Annotated in this window: 20 protein-coding genes; 6 read left to right on the forward strand and 14 right to left on the reverse strand. The window is 67.8% G+C overall.

Features of this window, described 5'->3' with window-relative positions:
- From fusA to rpsL, 3 genes are all read right to left on the reverse strand, one after another.
- Nucleotides 1-1,333 (reverse strand): elongation factor G (fusA, locus tag VG502_RS15015; protein ID WP_325550881.1); only part of this gene is annotated, 1,333 nt, incomplete at its 3' end.
- Nucleotides 1,334-1,439: 106 nt separating this feature from the next.
- Nucleotides 1,440-1,910 carry a 30S ribosomal protein S7 gene (gene rpsG / locus VG502_RS15020; RefSeq protein WP_325550882.1) on the reverse strand — a complete coding sequence of 157 codons (471 nt, stop codon included), beginning with the start codon at nucleotides 1,908-1,910 and terminating at the stop codon, nucleotides 1,440-1,442.
- Nucleotides 1,910-2,284 carry a 30S ribosomal protein S12 gene (rpsL, locus tag VG502_RS15025; RefSeq protein WP_325550883.1) on the reverse strand — a complete coding sequence of 125 codons (375 nt, stop codon included), beginning with the start codon at nucleotides 2,282-2,284 and terminating at the stop codon, nucleotides 1,910-1,912. The genes rpsG and rpsL overlap by 1 nt, the downstream gene beginning before the upstream one ends.
- 454 nt (nucleotides 2,285-2,738) lie before the next feature.
- Between rpsL and VG502_RS15030 the strand changes: the two genes are divergently transcribed.
- Nucleotides 2,739-3,701: a glycosyltransferase family 2 protein gene (locus VG502_RS15030; RefSeq protein WP_325550884.1), complete on the forward strand. Its 963-nt coding sequence runs from the start codon at nucleotides 2,739-2,741 to the stop codon at nucleotides 3,699-3,701.
- Between the two features lie 61 nt (nucleotides 3,702-3,762).
- Here the strand turns inward: VG502_RS15030 and VG502_RS15035 are convergent, their stop codons facing one another.
- The 7 genes from VG502_RS15035 to VG502_RS15065 all read right to left on the reverse strand — a co-directional run bounded on the left by VG502_RS15035 (nucleotide 3,763) and on the right by VG502_RS15065 (nucleotide 16,585).
- On the reverse strand, nucleotides 3,763-7,662 hold the full coding sequence (locus tag VG502_RS15035; RefSeq protein ID WP_325550885.1) for a DNA-directed RNA polymerase subunit beta': 3,900 nt from the start codon (nucleotides 7,660-7,662) through the stop codon (nucleotides 3,763-3,765).
- A 108-nt stretch (nucleotides 7,663-7,770) separates the two neighbouring features.
- A complete protein-coding gene (gene rpoB, locus VG502_RS15040) occupies nucleotides 7,771-11,256 on the reverse strand; it encodes a DNA-directed RNA polymerase subunit beta (RefSeq protein WP_325550886.1) in 3,486 nt (1,161 codons plus the stop codon).
- A 361-nt stretch (nucleotides 11,257-11,617) separates the two neighbouring features.
- Nucleotides 11,618-12,568, reverse strand: a complete 951-nt coding sequence (locus VG502_RS15045) for an AraC family transcriptional regulator (protein WP_325550887.1) — start codon at nucleotides 12,566-12,568, stop codon at nucleotides 11,618-11,620.
- A 49-nt stretch (nucleotides 12,569-12,617) separates the two neighbouring features.
- The gene (locus VG502_RS15050) at nucleotides 12,618-13,184 is read right to left on the reverse strand and encodes an anthrone oxygenase family protein (RefSeq protein WP_325550888.1); all 567 of its coding nucleotides are present in this window, start codon (nucleotides 13,182-13,184) and stop codon (nucleotides 12,618-12,620) included.
- 189 nt (nucleotides 13,185-13,373) lie between these two features.
- Nucleotides 13,374-14,105 carry a S1 family peptidase gene (locus VG502_RS15055; RefSeq protein ID WP_325550889.1) on the reverse strand — a complete coding sequence of 244 codons (732 nt, stop codon included), beginning with the start codon at nucleotides 14,103-14,105 and terminating at the stop codon, nucleotides 13,374-13,376.
- A gap of 196 nt (nucleotides 14,106-14,301) precedes the next feature.
- Complete coding sequence (locus tag VG502_RS15060; RefSeq protein ID WP_325550890.1) at nucleotides 14,302-15,396, reverse strand: acyl-CoA dehydrogenase family protein; 1,095 nt, start codon at nucleotides 15,394-15,396, stop codon at nucleotides 14,302-14,304.
- A gap of 7 nt (nucleotides 15,397-15,403) precedes the next feature.
- Nucleotides 15,404-16,585, reverse strand: a complete 1,182-nt coding sequence (locus tag VG502_RS15065) for an acyl-CoA dehydrogenase family protein (protein ID WP_325550891.1) — start codon at nucleotides 16,583-16,585, stop codon at nucleotides 15,404-15,406.
- A 189-nt stretch (nucleotides 16,586-16,774) separates the two neighbouring features.
- On the opposite strand from VG502_RS15065, the gene VG502_RS15070 reads away from it, so the two are divergent.
- Nucleotides 16,775-17,203: a cupin domain-containing protein gene (locus tag VG502_RS15070; protein ID WP_325550892.1), complete on the forward strand. Its 429-nt coding sequence runs from the start codon at nucleotides 16,775-16,777 to the stop codon at nucleotides 17,201-17,203.
- Here the strand turns inward: VG502_RS15070 and VG502_RS15075 are convergent.
- Entirely contained in the window at nucleotides 17,187-17,882 is a 696-nt protein-coding gene (locus VG502_RS15075; RefSeq protein ID WP_325550893.1) for a winged helix-turn-helix transcriptional regulator, read from the reverse strand. The two genes, VG502_RS15070 and VG502_RS15075, sit on opposite strands and share 17 nt — an antisense overlap.
- Before the next feature lie 151 nt (nucleotides 17,883-18,033).
- On the opposite strand from VG502_RS15075, the gene VG502_RS15080 reads away from it, so the two are divergent.
- Nucleotides 18,034-18,867 carry a class I SAM-dependent methyltransferase gene (locus tag VG502_RS15080; RefSeq protein ID WP_325550894.1) on the forward strand — a complete coding sequence of 278 codons (834 nt, stop codon included), beginning with the start codon at nucleotides 18,034-18,036 and terminating at the stop codon, nucleotides 18,865-18,867.
- A 72-nt stretch (nucleotides 18,868-18,939) separates the two neighbouring features.
- Here VG502_RS15080 and rplL read toward each other — a convergent pair whose 3' ends face one another.
- From rplL to VG502_RS15095, 3 genes are all read right to left on the reverse strand, one after another.
- On the reverse strand, nucleotides 18,940-19,326 hold the full coding sequence (gene rplL, locus VG502_RS15085; RefSeq protein WP_188836641.1) for a 50S ribosomal protein L7/L12: 387 nt from the start codon (nucleotides 19,324-19,326) through the stop codon (nucleotides 18,940-18,942).
- A 95-nt stretch (nucleotides 19,327-19,421) separates the two neighbouring features.
- On the reverse strand, nucleotides 19,422-20,045 hold the full coding sequence (gene rplJ, locus VG502_RS15090; protein WP_325550895.1) for a 50S ribosomal protein L10: 624 nt from the start codon (nucleotides 20,043-20,045) through the stop codon (nucleotides 19,422-19,424).
- Nucleotides 20,046-20,357: 312 nt separating this feature from the next.
- Complete coding sequence (locus tag VG502_RS15095; RefSeq protein WP_325550896.1) at nucleotides 20,358-21,149, reverse strand: MerR family transcriptional regulator; 792 nt, start codon at nucleotides 21,147-21,149, stop codon at nucleotides 20,358-20,360.
- Between the two features lie 110 nt (nucleotides 21,150-21,259).
- Here VG502_RS15095 and VG502_RS15100 point away from each other — a divergent pair, with 110 nt between their 5' ends.
- The 3 genes from VG502_RS15100 to VG502_RS15110 all read left to right on the forward strand — a co-directional run bounded on the left by VG502_RS15100 (nucleotide 21,260) and on the right by VG502_RS15110 (nucleotide 25,512).
- Nucleotides 21,260-22,705 (forward strand): MFS transporter, encoded by a 1,446-nt coding sequence (locus tag VG502_RS15100; protein WP_325550897.1) that lies wholly within the window; start codon nucleotides 21,260-21,262, stop codon nucleotides 22,703-22,705.
- Between the two features lie 186 nt (nucleotides 22,706-22,891).
- Entirely contained in the window at nucleotides 22,892-24,583 is a 1,692-nt protein-coding gene (locus tag VG502_RS15105) for an ABC transporter substrate-binding protein (protein ID WP_325550898.1), read from the forward strand.
- The gene (locus VG502_RS15110) at nucleotides 24,580-25,512 is read left to right on the forward strand and encodes an ABC transporter permease (RefSeq protein WP_325550899.1); all 933 of its coding nucleotides are present in this window, start codon (nucleotides 24,580-24,582) and stop codon (nucleotides 25,510-25,512) included. Before VG502_RS15105 ends, VG502_RS15110 begins: the two co-directional genes overlap by 4 nt.
- The last annotated feature ends 3 nt before the right edge of the window (nucleotides 25,513-25,515 follow it).

Here is a 25,515-nt window from a genome sequence, read left to right on the forward strand (position 1 = left end):
AGGTCGGGTCCTCCTGCGCCAGCTTCTGGATCGCGGTGCCCAGCTTCTCCTGGTCGCTCTTGGTCTTGGGCTCGATCGCCACGTGGATGACCGGCTCCGGGAAGCTCATCGACTCCAGAACGATCTGCTCGTTCGGGTCGCAGAGCGTGTCACCGGTCGTGGTGTCCTTCAGACCGATCGCCGCGTAGATGTGCCCGGCGACTGCTTCCTCGACCGGGTTCTCCTTGTTGGCGTGCATCTGGAACAGCTTGCCGACGCGCTCCTTCTTGCCCTTCGTGGAGTTGACGACGGCGCTGCCCGCGGCGATGCGGCCGGAGTAGACCCGGATGAAGGTCAGGGTGCCGAAGAACGGGTGGGCGGCGACCTTGAAGGCCAGCGCCGAGAACGGCTCGTCCTTGCTCGGTGCGCGCGTGACCTCGACGGACTCGTCACCCGGCTTGTGACCGATCATCGGGGGAACGTCCAGCGGCGACGGGAGGTAGTCGACGACCGCGTCGAGCATCGGCTGCACGCCACGGTTCTTGAACGCCGAGCCACACAGGATCGGGTAGAGCTCGGAGTTGACCGTCAGCTTGCGGATGCCGGCCTTGATCTCGTCGACCGTGAGCTCGCCACCCTCGAGGTACTTCTCCATCAGGGCGTCGTCGGCCTCGGCCACGCGCTCGACGAGTGCCTGGTGGTACTCGTCGGCCTTGGCCTTGAGGTCGTCCGGGATCTCGCGGGTCTCGTACTTCGCGCCCATGGTGACGTCACCCTTGGCGTCACCCGGCCACACCAGTGCGCGCATCTCGACCAGGTCGACGACGCCGAGGAAGTCGGCCTCGGCACCGATCGGCAGCTGCAGCACCAACGGCTCCGCGCCCAGGCGGTCCTTGACCGTCTGCACGGTGAAGTAGAAGTCGGCGCCCATCTTGTCCATCTTGTTGACGAACGCGATACGGGGGACGTCGTACTTGTCGGCCTGACGCCACACGGTCTCGGACTGGGGCTCCACGCCCTCCTTGCCGTCGAAGACAGCAACGGCGCCGTCGAGCACGCGCAGCGAACGCTCGACCTCGACGGTGAAGTCGACGTGACCCGGGGTGTCGATGATGTTGATCTGGGTGCCGTCCCAGAAGGAGGTGACGGCAGCGGAGGTGATGGTGATACCCCGCTCCTTCTCCTGCTCCATCCAGTCGGTCGTCGAGGCACCGTCGTGGGTCTCACCGATCTTGTGGTTCACACCGGTGTAGAACAGGATGCGCTCGGTCGTCGTGGTCTTCCCGGCATCGATGTGCGCCATGATGCCGATGTTGCGGACCTTTTTCAGGTCGGTCAGCACGTCGAGTGCCACGTTGTCTTCTTTCGTGAGTTCTTGAGTGGTTCAGACTCGGTTGTGATGGACGGCGTCGCCGTCCGGGTCCGTCGCCCGATGCCGTGGCATCGGGCGACGGCACGCATCACCAGCGGTAGTGCGCGAAGGCCCGGTTGGACTCGGCCATCTTGTGGGTGTCCTCGCGACGCTTGACCGCGGCACCCAGGCCGTTGCTCGCGTCGAGGATCTCGTTCATCAGGCGCTCGGTCATCGTCTTCTCACGACGCTGGCGGGCGTAGCCCACGAGCCAGCGCAGCGACAGCGTGGTCGCGCGGCCCGGCTTGACCTCGATCGGGACCTGGTAGGTCGCACCGCCGACGCGGCGGCTCTTGACCTCGAGGCTCGGCTTGATGTTGTCCAGCGCGCGCTTCAGCGTGACGACCGGGTCGGTGCCGGTCTTCTCGCGGCAGCCTTCGAGGGCGCCGTACACGATGCGCTCGGCGATGGACTTCTTGCCGTCGAGCAGGATCTTGTTGACCAGCTGGGTGACCAGCGGCGAACCGTAGACCGGGTCGACGACCAGGGGACGCTTCGGGGAGGGGCCCTTGCGAGGCATTACTTCTTCTCCTTCTTCGCGCCGTACCGGGAGCGGGACTGCTGGCGGCCCTTGACACCCTGGGTGTCGAGCGAACCGCGGATGATCTTGTACCGCACACCCGGCAGGTCCTTCACACGACCACCGCGCACCAGCACGATGGAGTGCTCCTGCAGGTTGTGGCCGACGCCCGGGATGTAGGCGGTCACCTCGATGCCCGAGGTGAGGCGAACACGCGCGACCTTGCGAAGCGCGGAGTTCGGCTTCTTCGGGGTCGTGGTGTAGACGCGGGTGCACACACCGCGTCGCTGGGGGCTGCCTTTAAGGGCCGGCGTCTTGACCTTGGCGATCTTGTCCTGCCGACCCTTGCGGACGAGCTGGTTGATTGTAGGCAACCTACTGTCTCCGTAACTGATCGAATCTTGTCTGCTGGCACGGGTTCTCACCCTGGCCAACTCCTTGGGTTTCCCGGGCCGTACGACCCCCGCGCTCGGGAGTGTCGGACCGGCGCCCTCCCCCGCACTTCCCGCAAGCGAACTGACCTGTCGAATCCGACCGGCCGACGCGCTCGATGAGCTGCCCGGCGAAAGCGTGTGGTGGTCTGGTGCCACGCCGCCCGGCATACCCTCGAAAGCAGGGCGGCGGACCAGCGGGCAGGGCAGAGCCCACGCACGGATACCAATCGTACCGTTCCGCCACATGACGGCAAAATCGGCGCATTGCCCCTCCGATTGCCCCCTGGCGCGGACATGCCCGGCCGCGATCTGGCAGATTTGCGGGTGCCACCGCCCGTCGTCCGACCTGGAAGTTGACTCACTCGTGCCGGGAACCCCGCCGCCCACACACCCCGTGCTCTCCGTCGTGGTGCCGATGTACAACGAGGAGGCGGTGCTGCCGCTGTTCGTCGAGCGGTTGCGCCCGGTCCTGGACGACCTGCCGGTGGCTTACGAGGTCGTCGCCGTGGACGACGGCTCCTCCGACAACACCGCCGTGCTGCTGCAACGCACCCTGCGCGACTGGCCGGCATTGCGGGTCGTCCGGCTGCGCGCGAACTCCGGGCACCAGGCGGCGATCTCGGCCGGCCTGCAACGCTCGCTCGGCGACTGGGTCGTGACGATCGACGCCGACCTGCAGGACCCGCCGGAGACGATCGCCCGCATGTATGACGCCGCGGTCAGCCAGCAGGTCGACGTGGTCTACGGCGTCCGCACCGACCGCACCGCCGACTCGGCCTTCAAGCGGCATACCGCCGGCGCCTTCTACCGAATGATGCGGCGACTGGCGAAGCTCGACCTCTCGCAGGACGCCGGCGACTTCCGGATGATGTCGCGGTCCACGGTCGACGCGATCACGGCCCTGCCCGAGCACAACCGGGTGCTGCGCCTGGTCGTGCCGACGCTCGGCTTCCCGTCGACCACGGTCGAATACCGACGGGACGCCCGCGCCGCAGGTGACTCGAAGTACCCCTTGTCCAAGATGATCCGCCTCACCCTCGACTCGATCACCGGCTTCTCACAGGCACCGCTGCGCTTCGCCACCTGGTTCAGCCTGCTCGGCTTCGTGGTCGCCGCGCTGGTCCTGGTCTACGTGGTGTGGAGCAAGATCTCCGGCGGCACGACCTCGGGGTGGGCCTCGACGGTCGTGATCCTGGCGATCTTCTCGGGCCTGCAGCTGCTCTGTCTGGGCATCCTCGGTGAGTATGTCGGGCGCACCTACAGCGCCCTGCAGCAACGACCCAGTTACTACGTCGCCTACGACTCGGAGCACACCGGGCCGCTGGGTTCCCCGGAGACCGACGAACCCGTCGACTGAGCAGGAACGGAAAGCCCCCGGCCACGTGGCCGGGGGCTTTCTCGTTGCTACGGAACGTCGATCAGCTGTCGAACCCGAGGGAAGCATCGTCCAGGCGGACGGCCTCTCCCGAACCCGGGCCGAAGACCGGGTAGTCGTACGGCTGGTAGTCCGGCAGCGCGTAGAGCGCAGCCTTGGCTTCCTCCGTCGGCTCGACCTTCACGTTGTTGTACCGCGGCAGGCCGGTGCCGGCCGGGATCAACTTACCGAGGATGACGTTCTCCTTGAGGCCGAGCAGCGGGTCGCTCTTGGCGTGCATGGCCGCCTCGGTGAGGACTCGCGTCGTCTCCTGGAAGCTCGCCGCCGACAGCCACGAGTCGGTCGCCAGCGACGCCTTGGTGATACCCATGAGCTCCGGGCGACCGGACGCCGGGCGTCCGCCCTCCGCAAGCGCACGACGCGACGCGTCCTCGAAGCGACCACGCTCGGCGAGCTCGCCGGGCAGCAGGTCGGTGTCGCCCGCCTCGATGATCGTCACGCGACGCAGCATCTGCCGCACGATGACCTCGATGTGCTTGTCGTGGATCGACACACCCTGCTGGCGGTAGACGTTCTGGACCTCGTCGACCAGGTGCTTCTGCACGTCGCGGGCGCCCTGGATGCGCAGCACCTGCTTCGGGTCGATCGCACCCTGCATCAGCAGTGTGCCGACCTCGACGTGGTCACCGTCCTGCACCAGGAGGCGGCCACGCTTGCTGATCGGGTAGGCGTGCTCGTCCGAGCCGTCGTCCGGGGTCAGCAGGATGCGGCGAACCTTGTCGGTCTCCTCGATCTGGATGCGACCGCTCGCCTCGGCGATCGGCGCGACACCCTTCGGGGTACGAGCCTCGAAGAGCTCGACGACGCGCGGCAGACCCTGGGTGATGTCGTCACCCGCGGCGCCACCGGTGTGGAAGGTACGCATCGTCAGCTGCGTGCCGGGCTCACCGATCGACTGGGCGGCGATGATGCCGACGGCCTCGCCGATGTCGACCAGCTTGCCGGTCGCGAGCGAACGGCCGTAGCACTTGGCGCAGGTGCCGACGCGGGACTCACAGGTGAGGACCGAGCGGACCTTGACCTCCTCGACACCCGCTGCGAGCAGCTTGTCGAGGTTGACGTCGCCGAGGTCGGCGCCGGCCTCCGCCAGCACCGAGCCATCGATCTCGACATCGGTCGCCAGCGTGCGGGCGTAGACCGAGGTCTCGACGTTCTCGTGCTCGACGAGCGCGCCGCCGTCCGCGCCACGCTGACCGATCGGCAGCGTCAGGCCGCGGTCGGTGCCACAGTCGTCCTCACGGATGATGACGTCCTGCGAGACGTCCACCAGACGTCGGGTCAGGTAACCCGAGTCGGCGGTACGCAGCGCGGTGTCGGCCAGACCCTTACGGGCACCGTGCGTGGAGATGAAGAACTCCAGCACCGACAGGCCCTCACGGAAGTTGGCCTTGATCGGGCGCGGGATGATCTCGCCCTTCGGGTTGGCCATCAGACCACGCGCACCGGCGATCTGCCGGACCTGGAACCAGTTACCGCCGGCGCCCGAGGACACCATGCGGAAGATCGGGTTCTTGCGGTCGAAGTTGTTCTGCATGTCCGTGGCGACCTCGTTGGTCGCCTGCGTCCAGATCTCCACGAGCTCCTGACGGCGCTCGTCATCGGTGATCAGACCACGGTCGAACTGCGTCTGGATCTTGGCGGCCTTCTCCTCGTAGCCGACCAGGATGCCCCACTTGTTCGACGACGTCTGCACGTCGCTGATCGCGACGGTGCAACCGGAACGCGTCGCCCAGTGGAAGCCGGCAGCCTTCAGTGCGTCCAGGGACGCGGCAACCTGCACCTTGGGGTAACGCTCGGCAAGGTCGTTGACGACGGCGGACAGCGCCTTCTTGTCGATGTCGTAGTTGAGGAAGGGGTAGTCCTCCGGCAGTGTCTCGTTGAAGAGCACGCGACCGAGGGTCGTGTCCAGCTCGAAGGACTTCAGGCGACCCAGCTCGTCGGGCTCGGCGCCCTCGGGCAGCGCGAATCCGGCCGGCGGGACCTGGTCGAAGAGTCGGATCTTGGCCAGTGCGCCCAGCTTGATCTCGCCGCGGTCGAACGCCATACGAGCCTCGGCTGCGGACGAGAACGCACGCAGGTGCTCGCCGTCCTCCAGCTTGGCCTCCCCGTCCTGGGCGGACAGGAAGTAGAGGCCGGTAATCATGTCCTGGCTGGGCATGGTGACCGGACGGCCGTCGGCCGGCTTCAGGACGTTGTTGCTCGACAGCATCAGGATGCGCGCCTCGGCCTGGGCCTCGGCGGACAGCGGCACGTGGACCGCCATCTGGTCACCATCGAAGTCGGCGTTGAACGCGGTGCAGACCAACGGGTGGATCTGGATGGCCTTGCCCTCGACCAGCTGCGGCTCGAACGCCTGGATGCCGAGCCGGTGCAGCGTGGGCGCGCGGTTCAGCAGCACCGGGTGCTCGGTGATGACCTCTTCGAGGACGTCCCACACCTCGGCGCGCTGGCGCTCGACCATGCGCTTGGCCGACTTGATGTTCTGGGCCAGGTCGAGGTCGACCAGGCGCTTCATCACGAACGGCTTGAACAGCTCCAGCGCCATCTGCTTGGGCAGGCCGCACTGGTGCAGCTTCAGCTGCGGACCGACGACGATGACCGAACGGCCGGAGTAGTCGACGCGCTTACCGAGCAGGTTCTGGCGGAAGCGGCCCTGCTTGCCCTTGAGCATGTCGGACAGCGACTTCAGCGGACGGTTGCCCGGTCCGGTGACCGGACGGCCACGACGGCCGTTGTCGAACAGCGAGTCGACAGCTTCCTGCAGCATGCGCTTCTCGTTGTTGACGATGATCTCCGGCGCACCGAGGTCGAGCAGTCGCTTCAACCGGTTGTTGCGGTTGATGACCCGGCGGTAGAGGTCGTTCAGGTCGGAGGTCGCGAAGCGGCCACCGTCCAGCTGCACCATCGGGCGCAGGTCCGGCGGGATGACCGGCACGCAGTCCAGGACCATCCCGGTGGGGTGGTTCTTGGTCTGCAGGAACGCGGTGACAACGCGCAGCCGCTTCAGGGCACGCGTCTTGCGCTGGCCCTTGCCGGTCGCGATGGTCTCGCGCAGCGACTCCGCCTCGGCCTCGAGGTCGAAGGTCTGCAGGCGCTTCTGCAGCGCCTCGGCGCCCATGCCGCCCTCGAAGTAGAGGCCGAACCGGTCGCGCATCTCGCGGTAGAGCACCTCGTCGCCCTCGAGGTCCTGGACCTTGAGGTTCTTGAAGCGGTCCCAGACCTGCTCCAGGCGCTCGATCTGCTGGTCGGAGCGCTTGCGGATCTGGTTCATCTCGCGCTCGGCCGACTCACGGACCTTGCGGCGGGCGTCCGCCTTGGCACCGTCCTTCTCCAGCTCGGCCAGGTCGGCCTCGAGCTTGGCGGCGCGGGTGTTGACGGCGTTGTCGCGAGCGTTCTCGAGTTCCTTCTTCTCGACCTCGATCTGCGCCTCGAGCGAGGGCATGTCCTTGTGACGCTGGTCGACGTCGACGGACGTGATCATGTATGCCGCGAAGTAGATGACCTTCTCCAGGTCCTTCGGGGCGAGGTCCAGCAGGTAACCGAGCCGGCTCGGAACACCCTTGAAGTACCAGATGTGCGTCACCGGAGCGGCGAGCTCGATGTGGCCCATGCGCTCACGACGGACCGCCGAACGGGTCACCTCGACGCCGCAGCGCTCACAGATGATGCCCTTGAAGCGGACTCGCTTGTACTTACCGCAGTAGCACTCCCAGTCGCGGGTCGGACCGAAGATCTTCTCGCAGAAGAGCCCGTCCTTCTCCGGCTTCAGGGTGCGGTAGTTGATGGTTTCGGGCTTCTTCACCTCACCGTGGCTCCACTGACGGATGGATTCAGCGGTGGCGAGGCCGATGCGGAGTTCGTCGAAGAAGTTGACGTCCAGCACGTTGTGCCTTCCTTCTCGTGTCTAGCGAAAGTCTGAAATAGCTGGTGTTCTAAGGGGTTTGGTGAGGTATGCCGAGCCGGGCCCGGCATACCTCGCCGGTTGTCTGTTTCAGACTTCCTCGACCGAGCTGGGCTCACGCCGGCTCAGGTCGATGCCGAGCTCCTCCGCTGCGCGGAAGACCTCTTGGTCGGAATCGCGAAGGTCGATCAGGGTGCCGTCGCTGGAGAGCACCTCGACATTGAGGCACAGCGACTGCATTTCCTTGATCAGGACCTTGAACGACTCCGGGATGCCGGGCTCGGGGATGTTCTCACCCTTGACGATGGCCTCGTAGACCTTCACGCGGCCGGTCACGTCATCCGACTTGATGGTCAGCAACTCCTGCAGGGCGTAGGCGGCGCCATACGCCTCCAGTGCCCAGACCTCCATCTCACCGAAGCGCTGGCCACCGAACTGGGCCTTACCGCCGAGCGGCTGCTGGGTGATCATCGAGTAGGGACCGGTGGAGCGTGCGTGGATCTTGTCGTCGACCAGGTGGTGGAGCTTCAGGATGTACATGTAGCCCACCGACACCGGCTCCGGGAACGGCTCGCCGGAGCGGCCGTCGAAGAGCTGGGTCTTACCGGTGTGGTCCACCAGTCGCACGCCGTCGCGCGTCGGCAACGTCGCGTCGAGCAGACCGGTGACGACGTCCTCGGACGCACCGTCGAAGACCGGCGATGCGACGCGGGAGTTCGGCGGGGCTTCCTGAGCGTCCGGTGCGATCTGCTTGGCGAACTCGGGGTCGCCCTCGATCTTCCAGCCGCGCGAGGCGGACCAGCCGAGGTGCAACTCCAGGATCTGGCCGAGGTTCATACGACGCGGCACACCGTGCGGGTTGAGCACGACGTCGACCGGGGTGCCGTCCTCCAGGAACGGCATGTCCTCGACCGGCAGGATCTTGGAGATGACGCCCTTGTTGCCGTGACGACCGGCGAGCTTGTCACCGTTGGTGATCTTGCGCTTGTTGGCGACGTAGACACGCACCAGCTGGTTGACGCCCGGAGGCAGCTCGTCGCCCTCCTCGCGGTCGAAGACCTTGACGCCGATGACCGTGCCGGTCTCGCCGTGCGGGACCTTCATGGAGGTGTCGCGCACCTCGCGCGCCTTCTCACCGAAGATCGCGCGGAGCAGGCGCTCCTCCGGGGTCAGCTCGGTCTCACCCTTCGGGGTGACCTTGCCGACCAGCAGGTCGCCGTCGCGGACCTCGGCACCGATGCGGATGATGCCGCGCTCGTCCAGGTCGGCCAGCACGTCCTCGCTGACGTTGGGGATGTCGCGAGTGATCTCCTCCGGACCCAGCTTGGTGTCGCGGGCGTCGATCTCGTGCTCTTCGATGTGGATCGAGCTGAGCGTGTCGTCCTGCACCAGACGCTGGGACAGGATGATGGCGTCCTCGAAGTTGTGACCCTCCCAGGACATGAACGCCACGAGGAGGTTCTTGCCGAGCGCCATCTCGCCGCCGTCGGTCGCGGGACCGTCGGCGATGACCGCACCGGCCTCCACGCGGGAGCCGTTCTCGACGACCACGCGGTGGTTGTAGCAGTTACCCGCGTTGGAGCGGATGAACTTGCTGATCCGGTAGGTCGTCTGCGTGCCGTCGTCGTTGAGGACGGTCACCAACTCGGCGGAGACCTCGGTCACGACGCCGGCCTTCTCGGCACGGACGACGTCACCGGAGTCGAGCGCCGCGCGGTGCTCCATGCCGGTGCCGACCAGCGGCGCCTCGGCGCGCACCAACGGCACGGCCTGACGCTGCATGTTGGCGCCCATCAGCGCACGTGAGGTGTCGTCGTGCTCCAGGAACGGGATCAACGCGGTGGCCGCGGAGACCATCTGGCGCGGCGACACGTCCATGTAGTCGACCTCGTCGGCCGGCACGTCCTCGGACTCGCCACCGCGGCGTCGGCTGAGCACCCGGTCCTCGGCGAACCGGCTGTCATCGGTCAGCGCCGCGTTGGCCTGCGCGATGACGAAGTTGTCCTCCTCGTCGGCGGACAGGTAGTGGATCTCGTCGGTCACCTTGCCGCCCTTGACCTTGCGGTAGGGGCTCTCGATGAAACCGAAGGTGTTGATCCGGCCGTAGGACGCCAGCGAACCGATCAGACCGATGTTCGGACCCTCAGGAGTTTCGATCGGGCACATGCGGCCGTAGTGGCTGGGGTGGACGTCACGGACCTCCATGCCGGCGCGGTCACGGGACAGACCACCGGGACCGAGCGCGTTCAGGCGACGCTTGTGCGTCAGCCCGGACAGCGGGTTGTTCTGGTCCATGAACTGCGACAGCTGGCTGGTGCCGAAGAACTCCTTGATGGAGGCGACGACCGGCCGGATGTTGATCAGGGTCTGCGGCGTGATCGCCTCGACGTCCTGGGTCGTCATCCGCTCACGCACCACGCGCTCCATCCGGGACAGGCCCGTGCGGACCTGGTTCTGGATGAGCTCGCCGACGTTGCGGATGCGGCGGTTGCCGAAGTGGTCGATGTCGTCGACCTCGACGCGCAGCTCGACCTCCTCGCCGTCGCGCTGACCCTTGATGGTCTCCTGGCCGGCGTGCAGTGCCACGAGGTACTTGATCGTGGCGACGATGTCGTCGACGGCCAGCGTGCTGTCGTTGATCGAGGCCTCGAGACCGAGCTTCTTGTCGATCTTGTAGCGGCCGACCTTGGCCAGGTCGTAGCGCTTGCCGTTGAAGTAGAGGTTGTCCAGGAGGTTCTGGGCGGCCTCACGGGTCGGCGGCTCGCCCGGGCGCAGCTTGCGGTAGATGTCCAGCAGCGCCTCGTCCTGCGTGGCGGTGTGGTCCTTCTCCAGCGTCTGGCGGATCGATTCGTACTCGCCGAACTCCTCGAGGATCTGCGCCTCGGTCCAGCCCAGGGCCTTCAGCAGCACGGTGACCGACTGCTTGCGCTTGCGGTCGACACGCACGCCCACCTGGTCGCGCTTGTCGATCTCGAACTCCAGCCAGGCACCGCGGCTGGGGATGATCTTGGCGGTGAAGATGTCCTTGTCGGACGTCTTGTCCAGCGCACGCTCGAAGTAGACGCCCGGGCTGCGGACGAGCTGCGAGACGACGACACGCTCGGTGCCGTTGATGATGAAGGTGCCGCGGTCGGTCATCAGCGGGAAGTCGCCCATGAAGACCGTCTGGCTCTTGATCTCACCGGTGGTGGAGTTCATGAACTCCGCGGTGACGAACAGCGGCGCGGCATACGTCATGTCGCGTTCCTTGCACTCCTCGATGGAGTACTTGACTTCCTCGAACCGGTGGTCGCGGAAGGACAGGCTCATCGAACCGGAGAAGTCCTCGATCGGGGAGATCTCCTCGAAGATGTCCTCCAGGCCGGAACGGTCGGGGACGTGCGTGTTGCCGGCGGCCTTGGCCTCGGCCACGCGGGCCTGCCAACGCTCGTTGCCGAGCAGCCAGTCGAAGCTGTCGGTCTGCAGGGCCAACAGGTCGGGAACTTCCAGGGGCTCGCGAATTTTCGCGAACGACAAGCGGCCCGAAGCCGTCTTTGCCGTAGAGAGGGATTGTGTCGCAGTGCGCGAGGCAGCCAAGGATGGATCCTTCCAAAGGCTTTCAAAGCGGGCGGTTCGAAGCGCGCATCCCCTGAACCTGCGGCACCACCGGCGACCTCGGCACACCGGCCGTGAAGCACGGCGGCATGGCCCTGGAGATTTCAACGTTTCCGATGCAAAATCGGGCACGAGGACAGAGCACGGTCAAAGGTGGGTTGGCTGGATACGGGCAGCGCAAAGCAACACACTACATGAAAAAGCCCCGCGTGTCCACACGCGGTAGCGCTCGAACCCCACAGCCCCCCAGGCTCGACATCCGATGCTGAAGAGGGTGCACCCTCTTGCGCCGTGGGTCAAGGCATCCGGGACCGAAGGGCGTGTCGCACCGGCCGTGCTCAGCTCATGCATGGCGCTCGGCGGGGCCACCGGACCGGTAGGCCGCCGGACTCACGCCATACGCCTTCTTGAAGGCTGTGCTCAGGCTGAACGCGCTGCCGTAGCCGACCTCGCGCGACACCGATGCCAGGGTCCGGTCGGTGTCGCGCAGCAGGTCGGCCGCCACGGAGAGTCGCCAGTGCGCCAGGTAGGCGATCGGCGGCATACCGACCACGGCCTGGAAACGCCGCGCGAGCACCGACCGCGAGACGCCCGCGTTCGCCGCGAGCTCGTCGACGGTCCACGGATGTGACGGTCTCGACCGGATGAGGCGCACCGCCTCGGCGACGGCCGGATCGGTGACCACGTGCAGCCCGGCCACACCGGCCGGCGTCCCGGCCACCCAGTCCCGCACCACCGAGATGAGCACGACGTCCAGGATCCGGTCGAGCACGGCTTCCTGGCCGAGCGCATCGCGTGCGGCTTCGGCCACGAGCACCGGCAGCAGGGGGCTGTCGGCGCCACTGACCAGCGCGATCTCGGGAAGCGCAGCGGCCAGCGCCGTGCCGAGTTGCACTTCGCTCGGGTAACTGGCCACGAGCATCGAGTCACGGCCCGCCGGATCGTTGCCCCACGCCCGGACACCGGCGGCCAGCTCGTCGGAGAGGTCCCGGCCGTCGCGCCCCGAGCAGGTCTGCCCCGGCCCGATGCGTATGTCGGGGGAACTCGTCGGATCGTCACCGAGGAGGTAACGCGCGGCGCCCCTGACGAGCAACACGTCGCCGCCGACGAGTCGCTGCGGGGGTTCGGCGGAGCGACGCAGCCAGAAGCCTCCGCTCAACACCGCGACCATCGTGAGCGGCGCGTCCTCGGTGATCTCCAGCGTCCACGGCGGCTCCATCAGCACCCGCAGCAGGAAAGCTCCCCGGGCACGGGGTCCGTCGAGAACGTCGGGTGCGCCGGCCAGCTCCGCCATGAAATCCGACCCTAGCGACTGGCCGTGACACCTGGCGAGCATCGCGAGGTCAGCGGGAGCCACGCACGGCCACCGGGTCCCCGAGGGACGACGGCGCGTCGACCGGGTTCGTCCGGGCGCGGGCGCCGACGACGAGACCGACGACGAGCCCGACGATGATCAGCCCGGCCGCGGCTGCGGACAGCACCGCGCGCACCGTATTGGCCGCCGTCCAGTTCTGCAGGTAGTCGCGCCACAGCTCGACCGTCGATGCCGCGTGCGGGTCCGCGGCCGCGAGCCGATTGTTGAGCGGCACGTTGTAGAGCATCGTCAGCAGCAGGCCCGCGAGGTATGCCGAACCCCCGGCCGCCAGCAACACATCCGACAGCGCCCGCTCACCGCGCAGCGCCCGGAAGACCAGGTATCCGCCGGCGAGACCGGCGCCGCAGAACGCGAGCATGAACGGTCCGTTCTCGATGGACCGGTTGATCGACTGCATCTTCGCGATGCCGGTGGCGTTCGCCATACGGCCGTACGACGGCATGATCCGCGCTGAGAAGTCGGCGTACACGCCTGCGGTGATCGCCGAGGTGATTGCGCCGAGAATCCCTGCGGCAGTGGTGATTCGAGATGTCATGGGCTGCTCCGTGGTGAGTGGCCCGCCCGATGCGGACCGTGCACCTTCAGTCCATCGCCGCCGCGGGCGCGTCACCATCGGCCAGACGCTCACGCACATGCGCATGCGTCCCGACATACGTCGAGCGCCGCCGGACCCGGGGAGAAAGCGGGTGCGGCGGCGCTCGTCATGCGTGGAACGCCGGGTGGCTCAGACGCCGGCCACGGACTTGATCCAGGAGCGGCTGGCCGTCAGGTTCGCGTAGTTGGACCCGGCGTGGATGTCGCTGCCCGGGTCGGCGACGTCGCCGGTGGAGCAGACGCCGACGACGACGCCGCCGACGAAGAGCGGGCCGCCGGAGTCACCGTGATTGGAGGCGCCGTCGACGCCCTTGACGTGGATCGCGTTGCCGCCATACGCGTCGGTGCTGGAGCCGACGACGTTGACCGTCGCCTTGTTGAGGTGGGTCGGCTGGGCGCCGCCGGCGGTGAGGCCGTAGCCCCAGATGGTGCCGGTGTCGCCGGACCGGGGCGTGTAGGACGAGGCGAGCGGGGCGTACCCGCTCAGCGACTTCGCGGACGACAGGTGGACCAGCGCGACATCGCGGTTGGCCGAGCCGGCCACCTGGTCGGCTGCGACCGGGGTGCCGGGGTTGGTCACCGAGTTGCTGTAGTAGACGTTCATCCACTGGGTGCCGTCGATGCAGTGCTGCGCGGTCAGCACCCACTGCGGCGCGATGGCCTCACCGGTGCAGCCGTAGGTGCCGCCGCTCTGCCCGAACACCAGCTGGACGATGTATGGCGAGCTGCCGCTCGTGCCGCCGATGATGTGGGGGCTGACGGTGTCGCCCGAGACGGCGGTGGCCGAGGCGGAGGTAGTGCCGGCTCCGGCGAGTGCCGCGGTGGCGACGGTCGCGAGGGCCAGGCGGGTGAGGCTGCGCATGTGTTGCCTTCTTCTGGGATCGAATCGACGGGTATGCCGCCAGGCGCGTGAAACCGCTTGCGGCCCAGCTACTTTCGCCGCCACGCCGGACGCACACAAGGGTGCGCGGACAACTCTTGCCAAAGCCGGAAGGGCGCTTGACCAAGTGTTTACATGCTCTTGGTCAAGCGCCCATCTCGCCGGATCCTGCGTTGTGTCAGGCGCCCCGGAGGACCTCCACGTGGTCGTGGCCCGCGACGTCCCGCGCCAGTGCCGCGAGGTGCCACCGGGTGTCGCCGAAGGTGTGCTCGATCGCGGTGATGCGGGCGGTGTGATGCCCGACGACATACTCGGCCGTCATCCCGATGCCGCCGTGCAGCTGGATCGCCTCCTGGCCGATGTGCCGGCCGGACTGCCCTGCGACGACCTTGGCGCGCGAGGCGCTGGCGGCGTCATACGGATCGATCGCGAGCGCCATACCCGCGTGCAGGACGCTGCTGCGTGCGAGCTCGAGCGAGACGTACATGTCCGCGGCCCGCTGGGTCAGGGTCTGGAACGCCGCGAGCGGAACACCGAACTGCTTGCGGGTCTGCAGGTATTCGACGGTCATCGGCAGCGCCGCGTCCATCGCACCGACCGCCTCGGCGGTCACCGTGAGGATGCCGAGGTTCACGCCGGCCTGTATGGCGCGGGCGGCGTCCTCGATCGTGCCGAGCGCCACCGCCGGGGTGTCGTCGAAACGCACCCGCATGCCGGACGCCTTCGCGCCGCTGACGAGGAAGAGACCGGTCCGGTCCCCCACCCGCGCGGTGACGACGAGGTGGTCGGCGGCGTCGGCGTACGGGACGGGTTCCTTGGTGCCGGTCAGCGTCACGTCGCCATCGGCACCGGACGCCGTGACGTCATACGCCTCCAGGGACCAGGCGCGACCGGGCTCGGCGAAGGCGGGCACGATCAGCGAGGTGCTCTCGAGCAGGTCGGGCAGGAACTTCGCTCGCTGCTCGTCGCTGCCGCCGAAGGCGATCAGGCCCGCGGCGGTCAGGGCTTCGGCGTATGCCGTCACGATGCGCGCCTTGCCGAGTTCCATTGCGGCGATGGCGACTTCGGCCGTGGTCGCACCGGCCCCGCCGAGGTCCTCGCCGAACGGGAGGGCGATGAGGCCCATCTCCGCGAGCGCGGACCACACGGCCGGGTCGTGCGAGCCCGGGCCGACGGGTACGTCCCCGTGTGCCTCGGCGGGCGCATGGCGCGAGGCCAACTCCCGGACCGCGCCCTGCAGTGCCTTCTGTTCGTCGTCGAAGGTGAAATCCATTGTCAGGTCAGCCTTTCAGTCCGAGGATGCCCGAGGCGATGATGCCGCGCTGCACTTCGTTCGACCCGCCGTAGATCGACGCCTTGCGGAAATTGAGATAGGTCGGGGTGGCGAGCGCCGTCCAGGCTCCGAGGTCGGTGTCGTCCGGTTGGGTCCACTGCAGGGAGGCCGGGCCGGCGATGTCGGCGCTGAACTCGAAGACGTCCTGCTGCAGTTGCGAGCCGCGCAGTTTCAGGATCGACGATGCGGGCTCCGGCTTCTCGCCGTGCGAGTTGGCCGCGACGCGCAGGACGGTCAGCTCCAGCGCCGCCAGCTGCGTCTCCAACTCCACGAATCGCAGCGCGATGAGCGGCTCGTCCAGCAGTGTGCCCTCGCCGGACCGGGTCGCGGCGGCGTGCTTCTTGGCATCGCCGAGCGCCCGCTTGATGGTGCCCACGGGTGCCACACCGACCCGCTCGTTGCCGAGCAGGAACTTGGCGATGGTCCAGCCCTTGCCGCGCTCGCCGATGAGCTGATCGGCCGGGACGCGCACGTTGTCGAAGAAGACCTCGTTGACCTCGTGGCCGCCGTCGATCAGCTGGATCGGCCGGACGGTGATGCCCGGCGTCTTCATGTCGATGACGAGGAACGAGATGCCCATCTGCTTCTTGGGCGCATCGGGTTCGGTGCGCACCAGCGCGAAGATCCAGTCGGCATACTGCCCGAGCGTGGTCCAGGTCTTCTGGCCGTTGACGACCCACTCGTCACCGTCGAGGACGGCCGAGGTGCGCAGGCTGGCCAGGTCGGAGCCGGCGTTGGGCTCGGAGAAGCCCTGGCACCACCAGATGTCGAGGTTCGCGGTGGCGGGCAGGAAGCGCTTCTTCTGCTCCTCGTTCCCGAACGTCGCGATGACCGGGCCGACCATGTTGGCGTTGAAGGCGAGCGGCGGCGGCACGCTCGCGGCCTGCATCTCCTGCAGGTAGAGGTGACGCTGCAGCTGCGTCCAGTCCTGACCGCCGGCCTCGACCGGCCAGTGCGGGACGGCGAGACCGGCCTTGTTGAGCAGGCGCTGTGACAGGCGCATGTCGTCGGGATCCGGCTCACCACCGGCGGCCCAGCGCTCGCGCACGTCGGCCGGGATCTCGGTGGTGAAGAAATCACGCATCCGCTGCTGGAAGGCAGCGTCCTCGTCGGACAGTTGCAGGCGCATGGCGAAGCGGCCCTTCCTGATCGTGGGTGTGCTACTTCACAGTAACTCAATCACTAAGCGCTTGCTTAGCAAATCCCGATCGGGTGGCTCCCCGTGCCCGAAGCGTGGCGAGCAGTAGATTTCCACCAGCACCGCCCAGGATGAAAAGCACCGACCGTCAACCGAATCGGAGACCCTGTGGAATCCATCGTGAGCACGTACGCATCCGATCCGATCCCGTCCGACCCGAGTGAGCTCGGGTTGGAGCGCCATCCGGAGGGCGGCTGGTTCCGGGAGACCTGGCGTCACCCGCAGACGGTCGAAACGCCATACGGCACACGGGCGTTGGCCACCTCGGTGCTCTTCCTGCTGCAGCCGGGAGACGTCTCCGCGTGGCACCGGGTCCGGTCCGCGGAGCTGTGGATCTGGCAGGGCGGCGGCCCGGTGCGCCTCACCGTCGGCGGCACCGCGGACACACCCGCGGAGACCGCAAGCGTCACCCTCGGACCGGGCGACCAGCATCTCGTCGAACCGGACGAGTGGCAGTCGGCGGCTCCCGCCGACCCGGAGCGGGCAACGCTCGTCGCCTGCGTCGTCTCCCCCGGTTTCGACTTCGCCGACTTCAGCCTGGCCGACTGACCGCGTCGCCGGCGTCCATCGCGGCCAGTGCGTCCGCCATACGCGACTGCCCGAACCACTGCGGTATGGCGCCACGGACTCCCGCGACTGCGTCGATGCGGACGGCCTGACTGCGCATCGCCTCGGACCAGGGGTGGTCGCCGCGCCATACCGACGTCAGCAACGGCAGCGGCACGCTGATCGTGGCGCACGGCTCCACTCCCGGATCGAAGTCACAGCAGTCCGGGACACCGTGCGTGACGACGACCCACCAGCGGCTTCGCCTGGGCTCGAGATCGGTGAAAACGACTGCGACACAGGTTGGTTCGGCCGGCCAGCGATCTACCGGCAGGGTGCGCTTGATGTCCCACATCAGCAGTTGCGGATCGAGGTCCTCACGACCGAGCTCCGTCACCCAGCGCAGCCCCCAGACCCCCAGCGACGTGACGGCGGCGTGCAGGTCGCGGCCGCACTCGGTCAGCTGATAGCCGTCCGCGGTGTGGGTGACGACGCCGTGCCGCTCGAGCGTGCGCAGCCGCTTGGCCAGCAACGCCGGGGACATCCGCGGCACGCCGCGGCGGATCTCGTTGAAGTGACTGCTGCCGAGCAGCAACTCGCGCACGACCAGGAGCGTCCAGCGCTCGTCGAGGATCTCCATCGCCTTGGCCAGCGGACAGAACTGGCCGTATGTCGCCGCCATTCCATCGCCTCCTACGCCGTCCTCCAACCATGGTGCGCCGGTGTGGTGGCCGGGACCAGTACAGATCCGTAACTGGAGACCGGCCCGGCGCCCGAGCACGCTGGATCGCAGCCGGCCGAAGCCTCGGCCACTGCTCCGAAGGAGGAACGCCATGTCCGCCATACCGTCCGCCATACCGGCCGACCTCGCCCTGAAGGAACGGCACCGCTCGATGTGGGCCAGCGGTGATTACCCGCTGATCGCAAGGGAACTCGTCGCGCCGCTCGGCCGAGAGCTGGTCGCCGCGCTCGGCATCGGTCCCGGGCAGCACGTGCTCGACGTCGCGTCCGGCACCGGCAATGCGAGTGTGCCCGCCGCCCGCGCGGGCGCCGCGGTCACGGCATCCGACCTCACGCCGGAGCTCCTGGACGCCGGGCAGCGCACCGCCCCGGATGCGGGTGTGCACTGGGAGGTCGCGGACGCCGAGGCGCTGCCGTATGCCGACCGGTCGTTCGACGTCGTCATGTCGTGCATCGGAGTGATGTTCGCGCCGCACCACCAGCGCGCCGCCGATGAGATGGCACGGGTATGCCGGCCGGGCGGGCGGGTCGGCGTGCTGTCGTGGACCCCCGACGGCACCATCGGCCGGCTCTTCGCGGCGATGCGGGACTTCATGCCGCCACCGCCGGAGGGCGCTTCACCACCTCCGTTGTGGGGCGACGAGCAGCACGTGCGGGAGTTGTTCGGCGGCACCCTGGAGTCGGTCGCCGTCGAGCGCCATACGCTTCCGGTCGCGCGGTTCGGCAGCGGCACGGAGTTCCGGGACTATTTCCGTGACAACTACGGGCCCTCCCTCGCGACCTACCGGCTGCACGCGAACGACCCGGGCAGGACCCGTGCGCTGGACGCGGCGGTCGAGGAGGTCGCCACCACACGCAACACCGCGACCGACGGCGGCTTCGCGATGGAGTGGGGATACGTCATCGTCACCGGCACCCGGGTATGACGCCGCACGACGCGAAGGAGCCCCGATCCGAAACGGATCGGGGCTCCTTCAGGAGTTCAGTGAAGCGTCAGCTCACTTGACCTCGACGGACGCACCGGCGCCCTCGAGCTGCTCCTTGGCCTTGTCGGCGGCAGCCTTGTCGACGTTCTCCAGGACGGGCTTGGGGGCGCCGTCCACGAGGTCCTTGGCTTCCTTCAGGCCGAGGGAGGTCAGCGCGCGGACCTCCTTGATGACCTGGATCTTCTTGTCGCCGGCGGCGGTGAGGATGACGTCGAACTCGGTCTTCTCCTCGGCGGCCTCGGCGGCGCCACCAGCGGCGCCACCAGCAGCGGCGACGGCGACCGGAGCGGCAGCGGTGACGTTGAAGGTGTCCTCGAACTCCTTGACGAACTCGCTGAGCTCGATCAGGGTCATCTCCTTGAACTGGTCAAGGAGCTCTGCGGTGCTGAGCTTTGCCATGGTTGGCAACCTTTCGTTGTTTCTACGACCTGAGTCGTATGCCGTGAGTGGCGTTGTCTTCTAAAAAGATTCGAGCGTGATGCGCCGTGCGGCGATCAGCTCTCGTCGCCACCCTCGGCGACGTCGGTGGCAGCCTCGGCCGGAGCCTCGGCAGTCTCTTCGGCGGCCGGGGTCTCGGCGGGGGCGTCGGTGGCAACCGGGCCCTCGGTCTCGACCTTGGCCCGCAGCGCGTCGACGACCCGAGCGGTCTGCGACAGCGGCGCGGCGAAGAGGTAGACCGCCTGGCTGAGCGACGCGTTCATGGCGCCGGCCAGCTTGGCGAGCAGGGTCTCGCGAGACTCGAGGCTCGCGAGCTTGGTGATCTCTTCCGATGACAGGGGCTTGCCGTCGAGGACGCCGCCCTTGATCACCAGCAGAGGGTTCGCCTTGGCGAAGTCACTCAGACCCTTGGCCGCCTCCACCGGGTCGCCGGTGATGAAGGCGATCGCCGACGGACCCTGCAGGTCCGCGTCGAATGCCGTCACACCAGCCGCCTCGGCGGCGCGCTTGGTCAGCGTGTTCTTCACCACGGTGTAGGTCGCGTGCTCACGGATGGAGTTGCGCAGCTCGGTGAGCTGGGCCACGGACAAGCCGCGGTACTCCGTCAGCACGGCCGCACCCGAGTCACGGAACTTGTCCGTGAGCTCGGCGATGGCTGCCGACTTGTCGGACTTGGCCATGCGGACCTCCTTCATTGGTGGATGTTCGTGCCGATGGGCCACCGCGGAGAGTCCGGCATACGAAAAAGAGCCCCGGCGCAGATGCCCGGGGCTCACAAGAGATCGTGCCGACATACAAGGGTGTATGACGTGGCGATCGTGCTGCCTGGTTCACCTGCGCTGGTCGCCCGCTCGTGTGCGGAACCTTCGGCCAGCCGCGTGAGCGACTGAACAACCGGCGGTCTTCGGTGGCTCCAGAGTACGGTTCCGGGCGACCGGCGAGCAAATCGACGGCACCGTGGCCGGCGAGGTCACGGGTCAGCAGCACCACACTCAGGCCACGACCGGCCAGCACACGACGGTCGTGTGGTCCAGCAGGTCGTCGTCGCCGCCGCGTGGCAGGTAGCGTTCGCGAACCGGTCCGTCCGCAGCGATCGCCCGGTCGATGACCGACCGGCCGAGCACGCCATACGCCTGATCGAGGTCGATGAACGGCCCGTCATACGAGATGACCGCGAGGGTGTCACCCGGCACCGGCTCGGCTCCCCGGGTGCCGGGCTCGACCGGCACGTAGGCGACCAGCTCGGCGGCACCCTCCGTGAAGAACTCGGTGGGGAAGATCACGCCGTCCGGTCCGGTGCGCGTGCCGTGGCTCAATCGCAGCTTGCGGTGCAACGCGGTGAAGGTGTCGACCCACCAGGCCATCGCCTCGTCGGCGCTCACCTGCGCGCGAACCAGCAGCGCCGAAATCTCCGGCTCCCGAACGGTTTCCACCTCGGGTGACGGCTGCTCGTCCTGCAGGATGCGCCGCAGCGAGTCGACGGTCTCCTGCGTCTGCCGCAGCTGTTCGGTCATCCGGTCCAGGTGGTCGGCGATGACCGCGTCGCGCGCGGCCGGGTCCGGTGCCGCGACGACCCGCCGGACCGCGTCGACCGGCATGTCCAGTTCGCGCAGCCGTCGGATCAGCTGCGCATCGCCCACCTGTTGCGGCCGGTAGTAGCGGTACCCCGAGTGCGGGTCGATGCGGGCCGGCTCCAGCAGGCCCACATCGTGGTAGTGCCGCAACGCCTTCACGCTGAGGAAGGTCATGCGGGAGAAGTCGCCGATGCTCAGTAGCTCTGTCATGCCCACGACGCTCAACCCTCCTCCAACAGGAGGGTCAATGTCAGCCCGTTTGGCAGCCCTTCGTCGCGCACTGTTGAGTCTCCCCCTGCGGGAGGCCGGAGAAAGGAGGCATGACAACAACGGAAAAGGCGCGACCCTCGAGTCGCCGCACACCCGAAACCCTTACGGATCAATCTCTTTCGCCGGCTGCCAGGCAATTGCCGCTGCTGGCGCTCCTCGCGGGCGTCTTCGTGGTCGTCCTCGACTTCTTCATCGTCAACGTTGCTCTCCCGGCGATGCAACAGGACCTGCGCACCGACGACACCGGCATCGAGTGGGTGATCGCCGGCTTCGGCCTGACGTATGGCGGGCTCCTGATGGCCGGCGCCCGGGCGGGCGACCGGTGGGGCAGGCGGCGTGTCTTCGCGTCCGGCGTGCTCCTCTTCACCGTCGCGTCCGCGGCGTGCGGGCTGGCGCCCTCGATCCTGACGCTGACCTGCGCCCGCATCGTGCAGGGAGTCGGCGGCGCGCTGATCACGCCCATGGTGCTCGCACTGATCGGCGATATCTACGCCGGGCCGGCGCGGGCACGCGCGATCGGCGCCTACTCCACGGCCATGGGCCTGGCCGCCGCCAGTGGCCAGCTCATCGGCGGAGCGCTGATCGAGCTGAACCTCTTCGGTCTCGGCTGGCGCTCCATCTTCCTGGTCAACGTCCCGATCGGTTGCGGCATACTCGCGCTCGTGCGGCGACTCCCGGGCACCCGCTCGGTCGACCCGCCGCGATTGGATGCTGCCGAGATCGCGCTGTCGACGGCCGCGCTCACGGCGCTCCTCCTGCCACTGCTCGAGGGCCGCCGGCTGGGCTGGCCGAGCTGGACCTGGGCGTGCCTGGGTGCGTCGGTCGTGCTCACCGCGCTGCTCGTCCTGCGTTGCCGGACGCTGCTGGCGCGCGGTGAGGAGCCGATGCTGGGCGCCGTGCTGCGCGGCTCGGCCACGTTGCGCACCGGGCTCGTCATGCAGGTCCTGCTCTTCCTGGGTATGGCGTCGTACTTCCTCGTCCTCGCGGTCTACCTGCAGGGCGGCCGCGGCCTCAGTGCCCTCGAATCCGGTGGGATGTTCACCTTCCTCGCGGTGTCCTACCTGGTCGGCACCGCGCAGGCGAAGAAGCTGACCAGCAGGCTCGGCGCACGCGCGGGAATGATCGGTGCCGGCCTGGGTCTGCTCGGCCATGTCGTGACCGCGGTCGTGGTGGTCGACGCGACGGACACCGGTGTGCCGTGGCTGGCGCCCGGACTCGTGCTCGCGGGACTCGGAATGGGGATCACGCTGACCAATCAGCTCGCCACGATCATGTCGTCCGTCGAACCGGCTCGCGCGGCGTCGTTGTCCGGCACCCTGTCGGCTGTGCAACAGGTCGGCAACACGGTCGGGGTGGCCCTCATCGGGATCGTTTTCTTCGGCGCGACATCGCACGGTCCGAGCGTGGCGTTCGAGCACGCCCTGCTCTACCTGATCGGCGTGACCGGCCTGCTGACGCTGGGCAGTGCGGTGCTGGGCGTGCGTCGCCGGGTATGACGGCGGACCGGTCGCGCCGATAGCCCACGCGCCATACGCCACCTGACTGCGAATCCGCACTAGTCTCAGGAAAGTTCACGCGCGCCGCGCACGCGTGACTTCCTGCGGCGCGCTGCCCGGCGTTAACGGTTGTCATAACGTTCACTTAGTATGTCGATAACTCCCCAGGTCCTTCGAAAGGTCGACATGTCTCGTCGTCGCGCTTCGCTCATCGCTGCCGCTGCTCTCACCGGAAGCCTCGTGCTGGCCTCCTGCAACGCCAACTCCCACGGCTCCTCGTCGACCGGCTCCACGAGTGGCGGCAACGGTGCCACCGCCGCGGCGACGAAGGGCGGCACGCTCTACGAATACTCCTCCACCAAGGAGATCCACTTCGATCCGGCCAAGAGCCAGAACCTCGGCACCAGCTCGATCCACCTGATCGTGCGCGGGCTGACAGCCTGGAAGACCTCACCCACGGGCGACACGCAGCTCGTCCCGGACCTGGCGACCACGACCGGGAAGTCGTCCGACGGCGGCAAGACCTGGACCTTCACCCTCAAGAAGGGACAGCAGTATGCCGACGGCACCACCATCACCGCGCAGGACATCAAGTTCGGCATCGAGCGCAGCTTCGACCCGCAGCTGCAGGGCGGCCTGAGCTACCACAAGGCGCTCCTCGTCGGCGGCGAGAAGTACCAGGGCCCGGCCAAGGGCAAGCACCTGGCCTCGATCGAGACGCCGAACTCCACCACGATCGTCTTCCACCTGGTGCGCCCGTTCGCCGACTGGGGCTGGGTGGCGTCGATGCCGGCGTTCGCGCCGATTCCGGTGAAGGCGGGCATGGGCATCCCGAAGTACGACCACACCCCACCCTCGTCCGGGCCCTACCAGGTCGCGTCATACAAGGTCGGCTCCAACGTCACGCTGAAGCGAAACCCGCACTGGCAGAAGGCTTCTGACGCCGTTCGCCCGGCGGCGCCGGACAAGGTCGTCTACGAGATGGGCCTGGACCCCGACACCCTCGCGCAGCGCATGGTCGACGACCAGGGCAACGACAAGAACGGCGCCGGTGTCCCGGTGACGGCGGCGATCGTGCCGAAGATCAACGCCGACCCGACCGTGAAGGCACGCACGACCGTGTCGCCGTCGGGCGCCGCCGAGTACCTCGTGCTCAACACCAGCCGGCCGGGCCTGAAGAACCTCAAGGTCCGCAAGGCGCTCGAATACGCGATCAACAAGAAGTCGCTGCAGACCATCGCCGGCGGCCCGACGTATGCCGGCTCCATCGCGAGCACGCTGATCCCACCGGGCGTCCAGGGCTACAAGAAGTACGACCTCTACAAGGCGCCCGACACCGGTGACGCCGCCCAGGCGAAGAAGCTGCTCGGCAACGCCAAGGTGCCCACCCTGAACCTCGTCTACGACTCGACCACCCCCGAGCAGGCCAAGCAGGCGGCGTCGGTCAAGGCGGACCTGAAGAAGATCGGCATCAACGTCAAGACCACCCCGCAGGACAGCGACACCTGGTACGCGACCGTCTCGCAGAGCAACAACTTCGACCTGGCCATCTCGGGCTGGCAGGCCGACTACCCCGGCGCCTACGCACAACTGCAGCCAGTCTTCGCGTCCAACCAGATCGGCGGCGGCAACTTCAACCTGTCGAAGTTCAAGGACCCGGCCGTCGACGCGGCCATCAACAAGGCCACCGCGATCACCGACCCGGCCAAGGCCGACGCCGCATGGGCCGCGCTCGACAAGCAGATCCTGCAGCAGGCACCGGTCGTGCCGCTCTACTACTCGCACCAGGCCTACCTCAACGGCAGCAACGTCACCGGCACCTACATCCCGACCTTCCCCACGTACCCCAACGTGTTGGTCCAGGGCTTGAAGAAGTGACGACGGCGGTTGCGCGCAGCCGCTCACCGATCGCCGTCGCCATCCGCCGGACCATGCGGTCCGGCGGTGGCCGGCTCGGAGCGCTCGCCCTGCTCCTGGTGATCGTCGCCGGGTTCTGCGCTCCGCTGCTGACCGCGCTCGAGGGGCAGAACCCCAGCGACTTCAACGGGGACCTGGTCGACGGCAACAACGGCGGCAACCCCTACGGCAGCTTCGGCGGGGTGAGCGGCAGCCACTGGTTCGGCGTCGAGCCGGGCACCGGCCGCGACCTGTTCGCGCTCGTCGCCTACGGGCTGCGCACGACCATCCTGATCGCGCTGGCCGCGACCATCGTCTCGGTGATCATCGGCGCCGCCGTCGGTATGGCGATGGGTTACCTCGGCGGCTGGTTCGAGGCGGTGCTGGGCAGGTTCGTCGACTTCATGTTCGGCTTCCCGAGCCTGCTCTTCCTGATCGCCCTGCAACTGATCGTGCCTGCCGACATCCCCAAACCGGTGGTGCTCGCGGTCGTGCTCGCGGCCTTCGGCTGGGTCGGCACCGCGCGGCTGATCCACACCCAGACAAAGCAATTGGCGGCCCGCGAATTCATCGACGCCGCAAAGGCTTCCGGGACTCCCCTGCGACGCGTCTTCGGCGGGGAACTGCTGCCCAACCTGGTCGGCACGCTCGCCGTCGTCGTCGCGCTCAGCTTCCCCGCAACGGTGGCGGTGTCGGCAGGGCTGAGCTTCCTCGGCGTCGGCATCGGGGCCGACACCCCGGACCTCGGCGTCCTCATCGGCTCGTCGATCACCTGGACCTACACCGGCGCCGACGCCGGTTATCTGATCTTCCCGTCGATCGTGCTGCTGCTCATCGTGCTGGGCGCCACCCTGCTCGGCGACGCGCTACGCGATGCCTTCGACGTTCGCACCGAGGAGAACGCGCGGTGACCA

Origin of the sequence: Flexivirga sp. (assembly GCF_035551235.1) — a bacterium.
Classification (GTDB): domain Bacteria; phylum Actinomycetota; class Actinomycetes; order Actinomycetales; family Dermatophilaceae; genus Flexivirga.

Bases quoted from the DNA above. Each gene is read 5' to 3' on its own strand.
- rpsG (WP_325550882.1), bottom strand. From the start codon at position 1,910: ATGCCTCGCAAGGGCCCCTCCCCGAAGCGTCCCCTGGTCGTCGACCCG.
- VG502_RS15045 (WP_325550887.1), bottom strand. From the start codon at position 12,568: ATGGCGGAGCTGGCCGGCGCACCCGACGTTCTCGACGGACCCCGTGCC.
- VG502_RS15050 (WP_325550888.1), bottom strand. From the start codon at position 13,184: ATGACATCTCGAATCACCACTGCCGCAGGGATTCTCGGCGCAATCACC.
- VG502_RS15055 (WP_325550889.1), bottom strand. From the start codon at position 14,105: ATGCGCAGCCTCACCCGCCTGGCCCTCGCGACCGTCGCCACCGCGGCA.
- VG502_RS15060 (WP_325550890.1), bottom strand. From the start codon at position 15,396: ATGGATTTCACCTTCGACGACGAACAGAAGGCACTGCAGGGCGCGGTC.
- VG502_RS15065 (WP_325550891.1), bottom strand. From the start codon at position 16,585: ATGCGCCTGCAACTGTCCGACGAGGACGCTGCCTTCCAGCAGCGGATG.
- VG502_RS15075 (WP_325550893.1), bottom strand. From the start codon at position 17,882: ATGGCGGCGACATACGGCCAGTTCTGTCCGCTGGCCAAGGCGATGGAG.
- VG502_RS15080 (WP_325550894.1), top strand. From the start codon at position 18,034: ATGTCCGCCATACCGTCCGCCATACCGGCCGACCTCGCCCTGAAGGAA.
- rplL (WP_188836641.1), bottom strand. From the start codon at position 19,326: ATGGCAAAGCTCAGCACCGCAGAGCTCCTTGACCAGTTCAAGGAGATG.
- rplJ (WP_325550895.1), bottom strand. From the start codon at position 20,045: ATGGCCAAGTCCGACAAGTCGGCAGCCATCGCCGAGCTCACGGACAAG.
- VG502_RS15095 (WP_325550896.1), bottom strand. From the start codon at position 21,149: ATGACAGAGCTACTGAGCATCGGCGACTTCTCCCGCATGACCTTCCTC.
- VG502_RS15100 (WP_325550897.1), top strand. From the start codon at position 21,260: ATGACAACAACGGAAAAGGCGCGACCCTCGAGTCGCCGCACACCCGAA.
- VG502_RS15105 (WP_325550898.1), top strand. From the start codon at position 22,892: ATGTCTCGTCGTCGCGCTTCGCTCATCGCTGCCGCTGCTCTCACCGGA.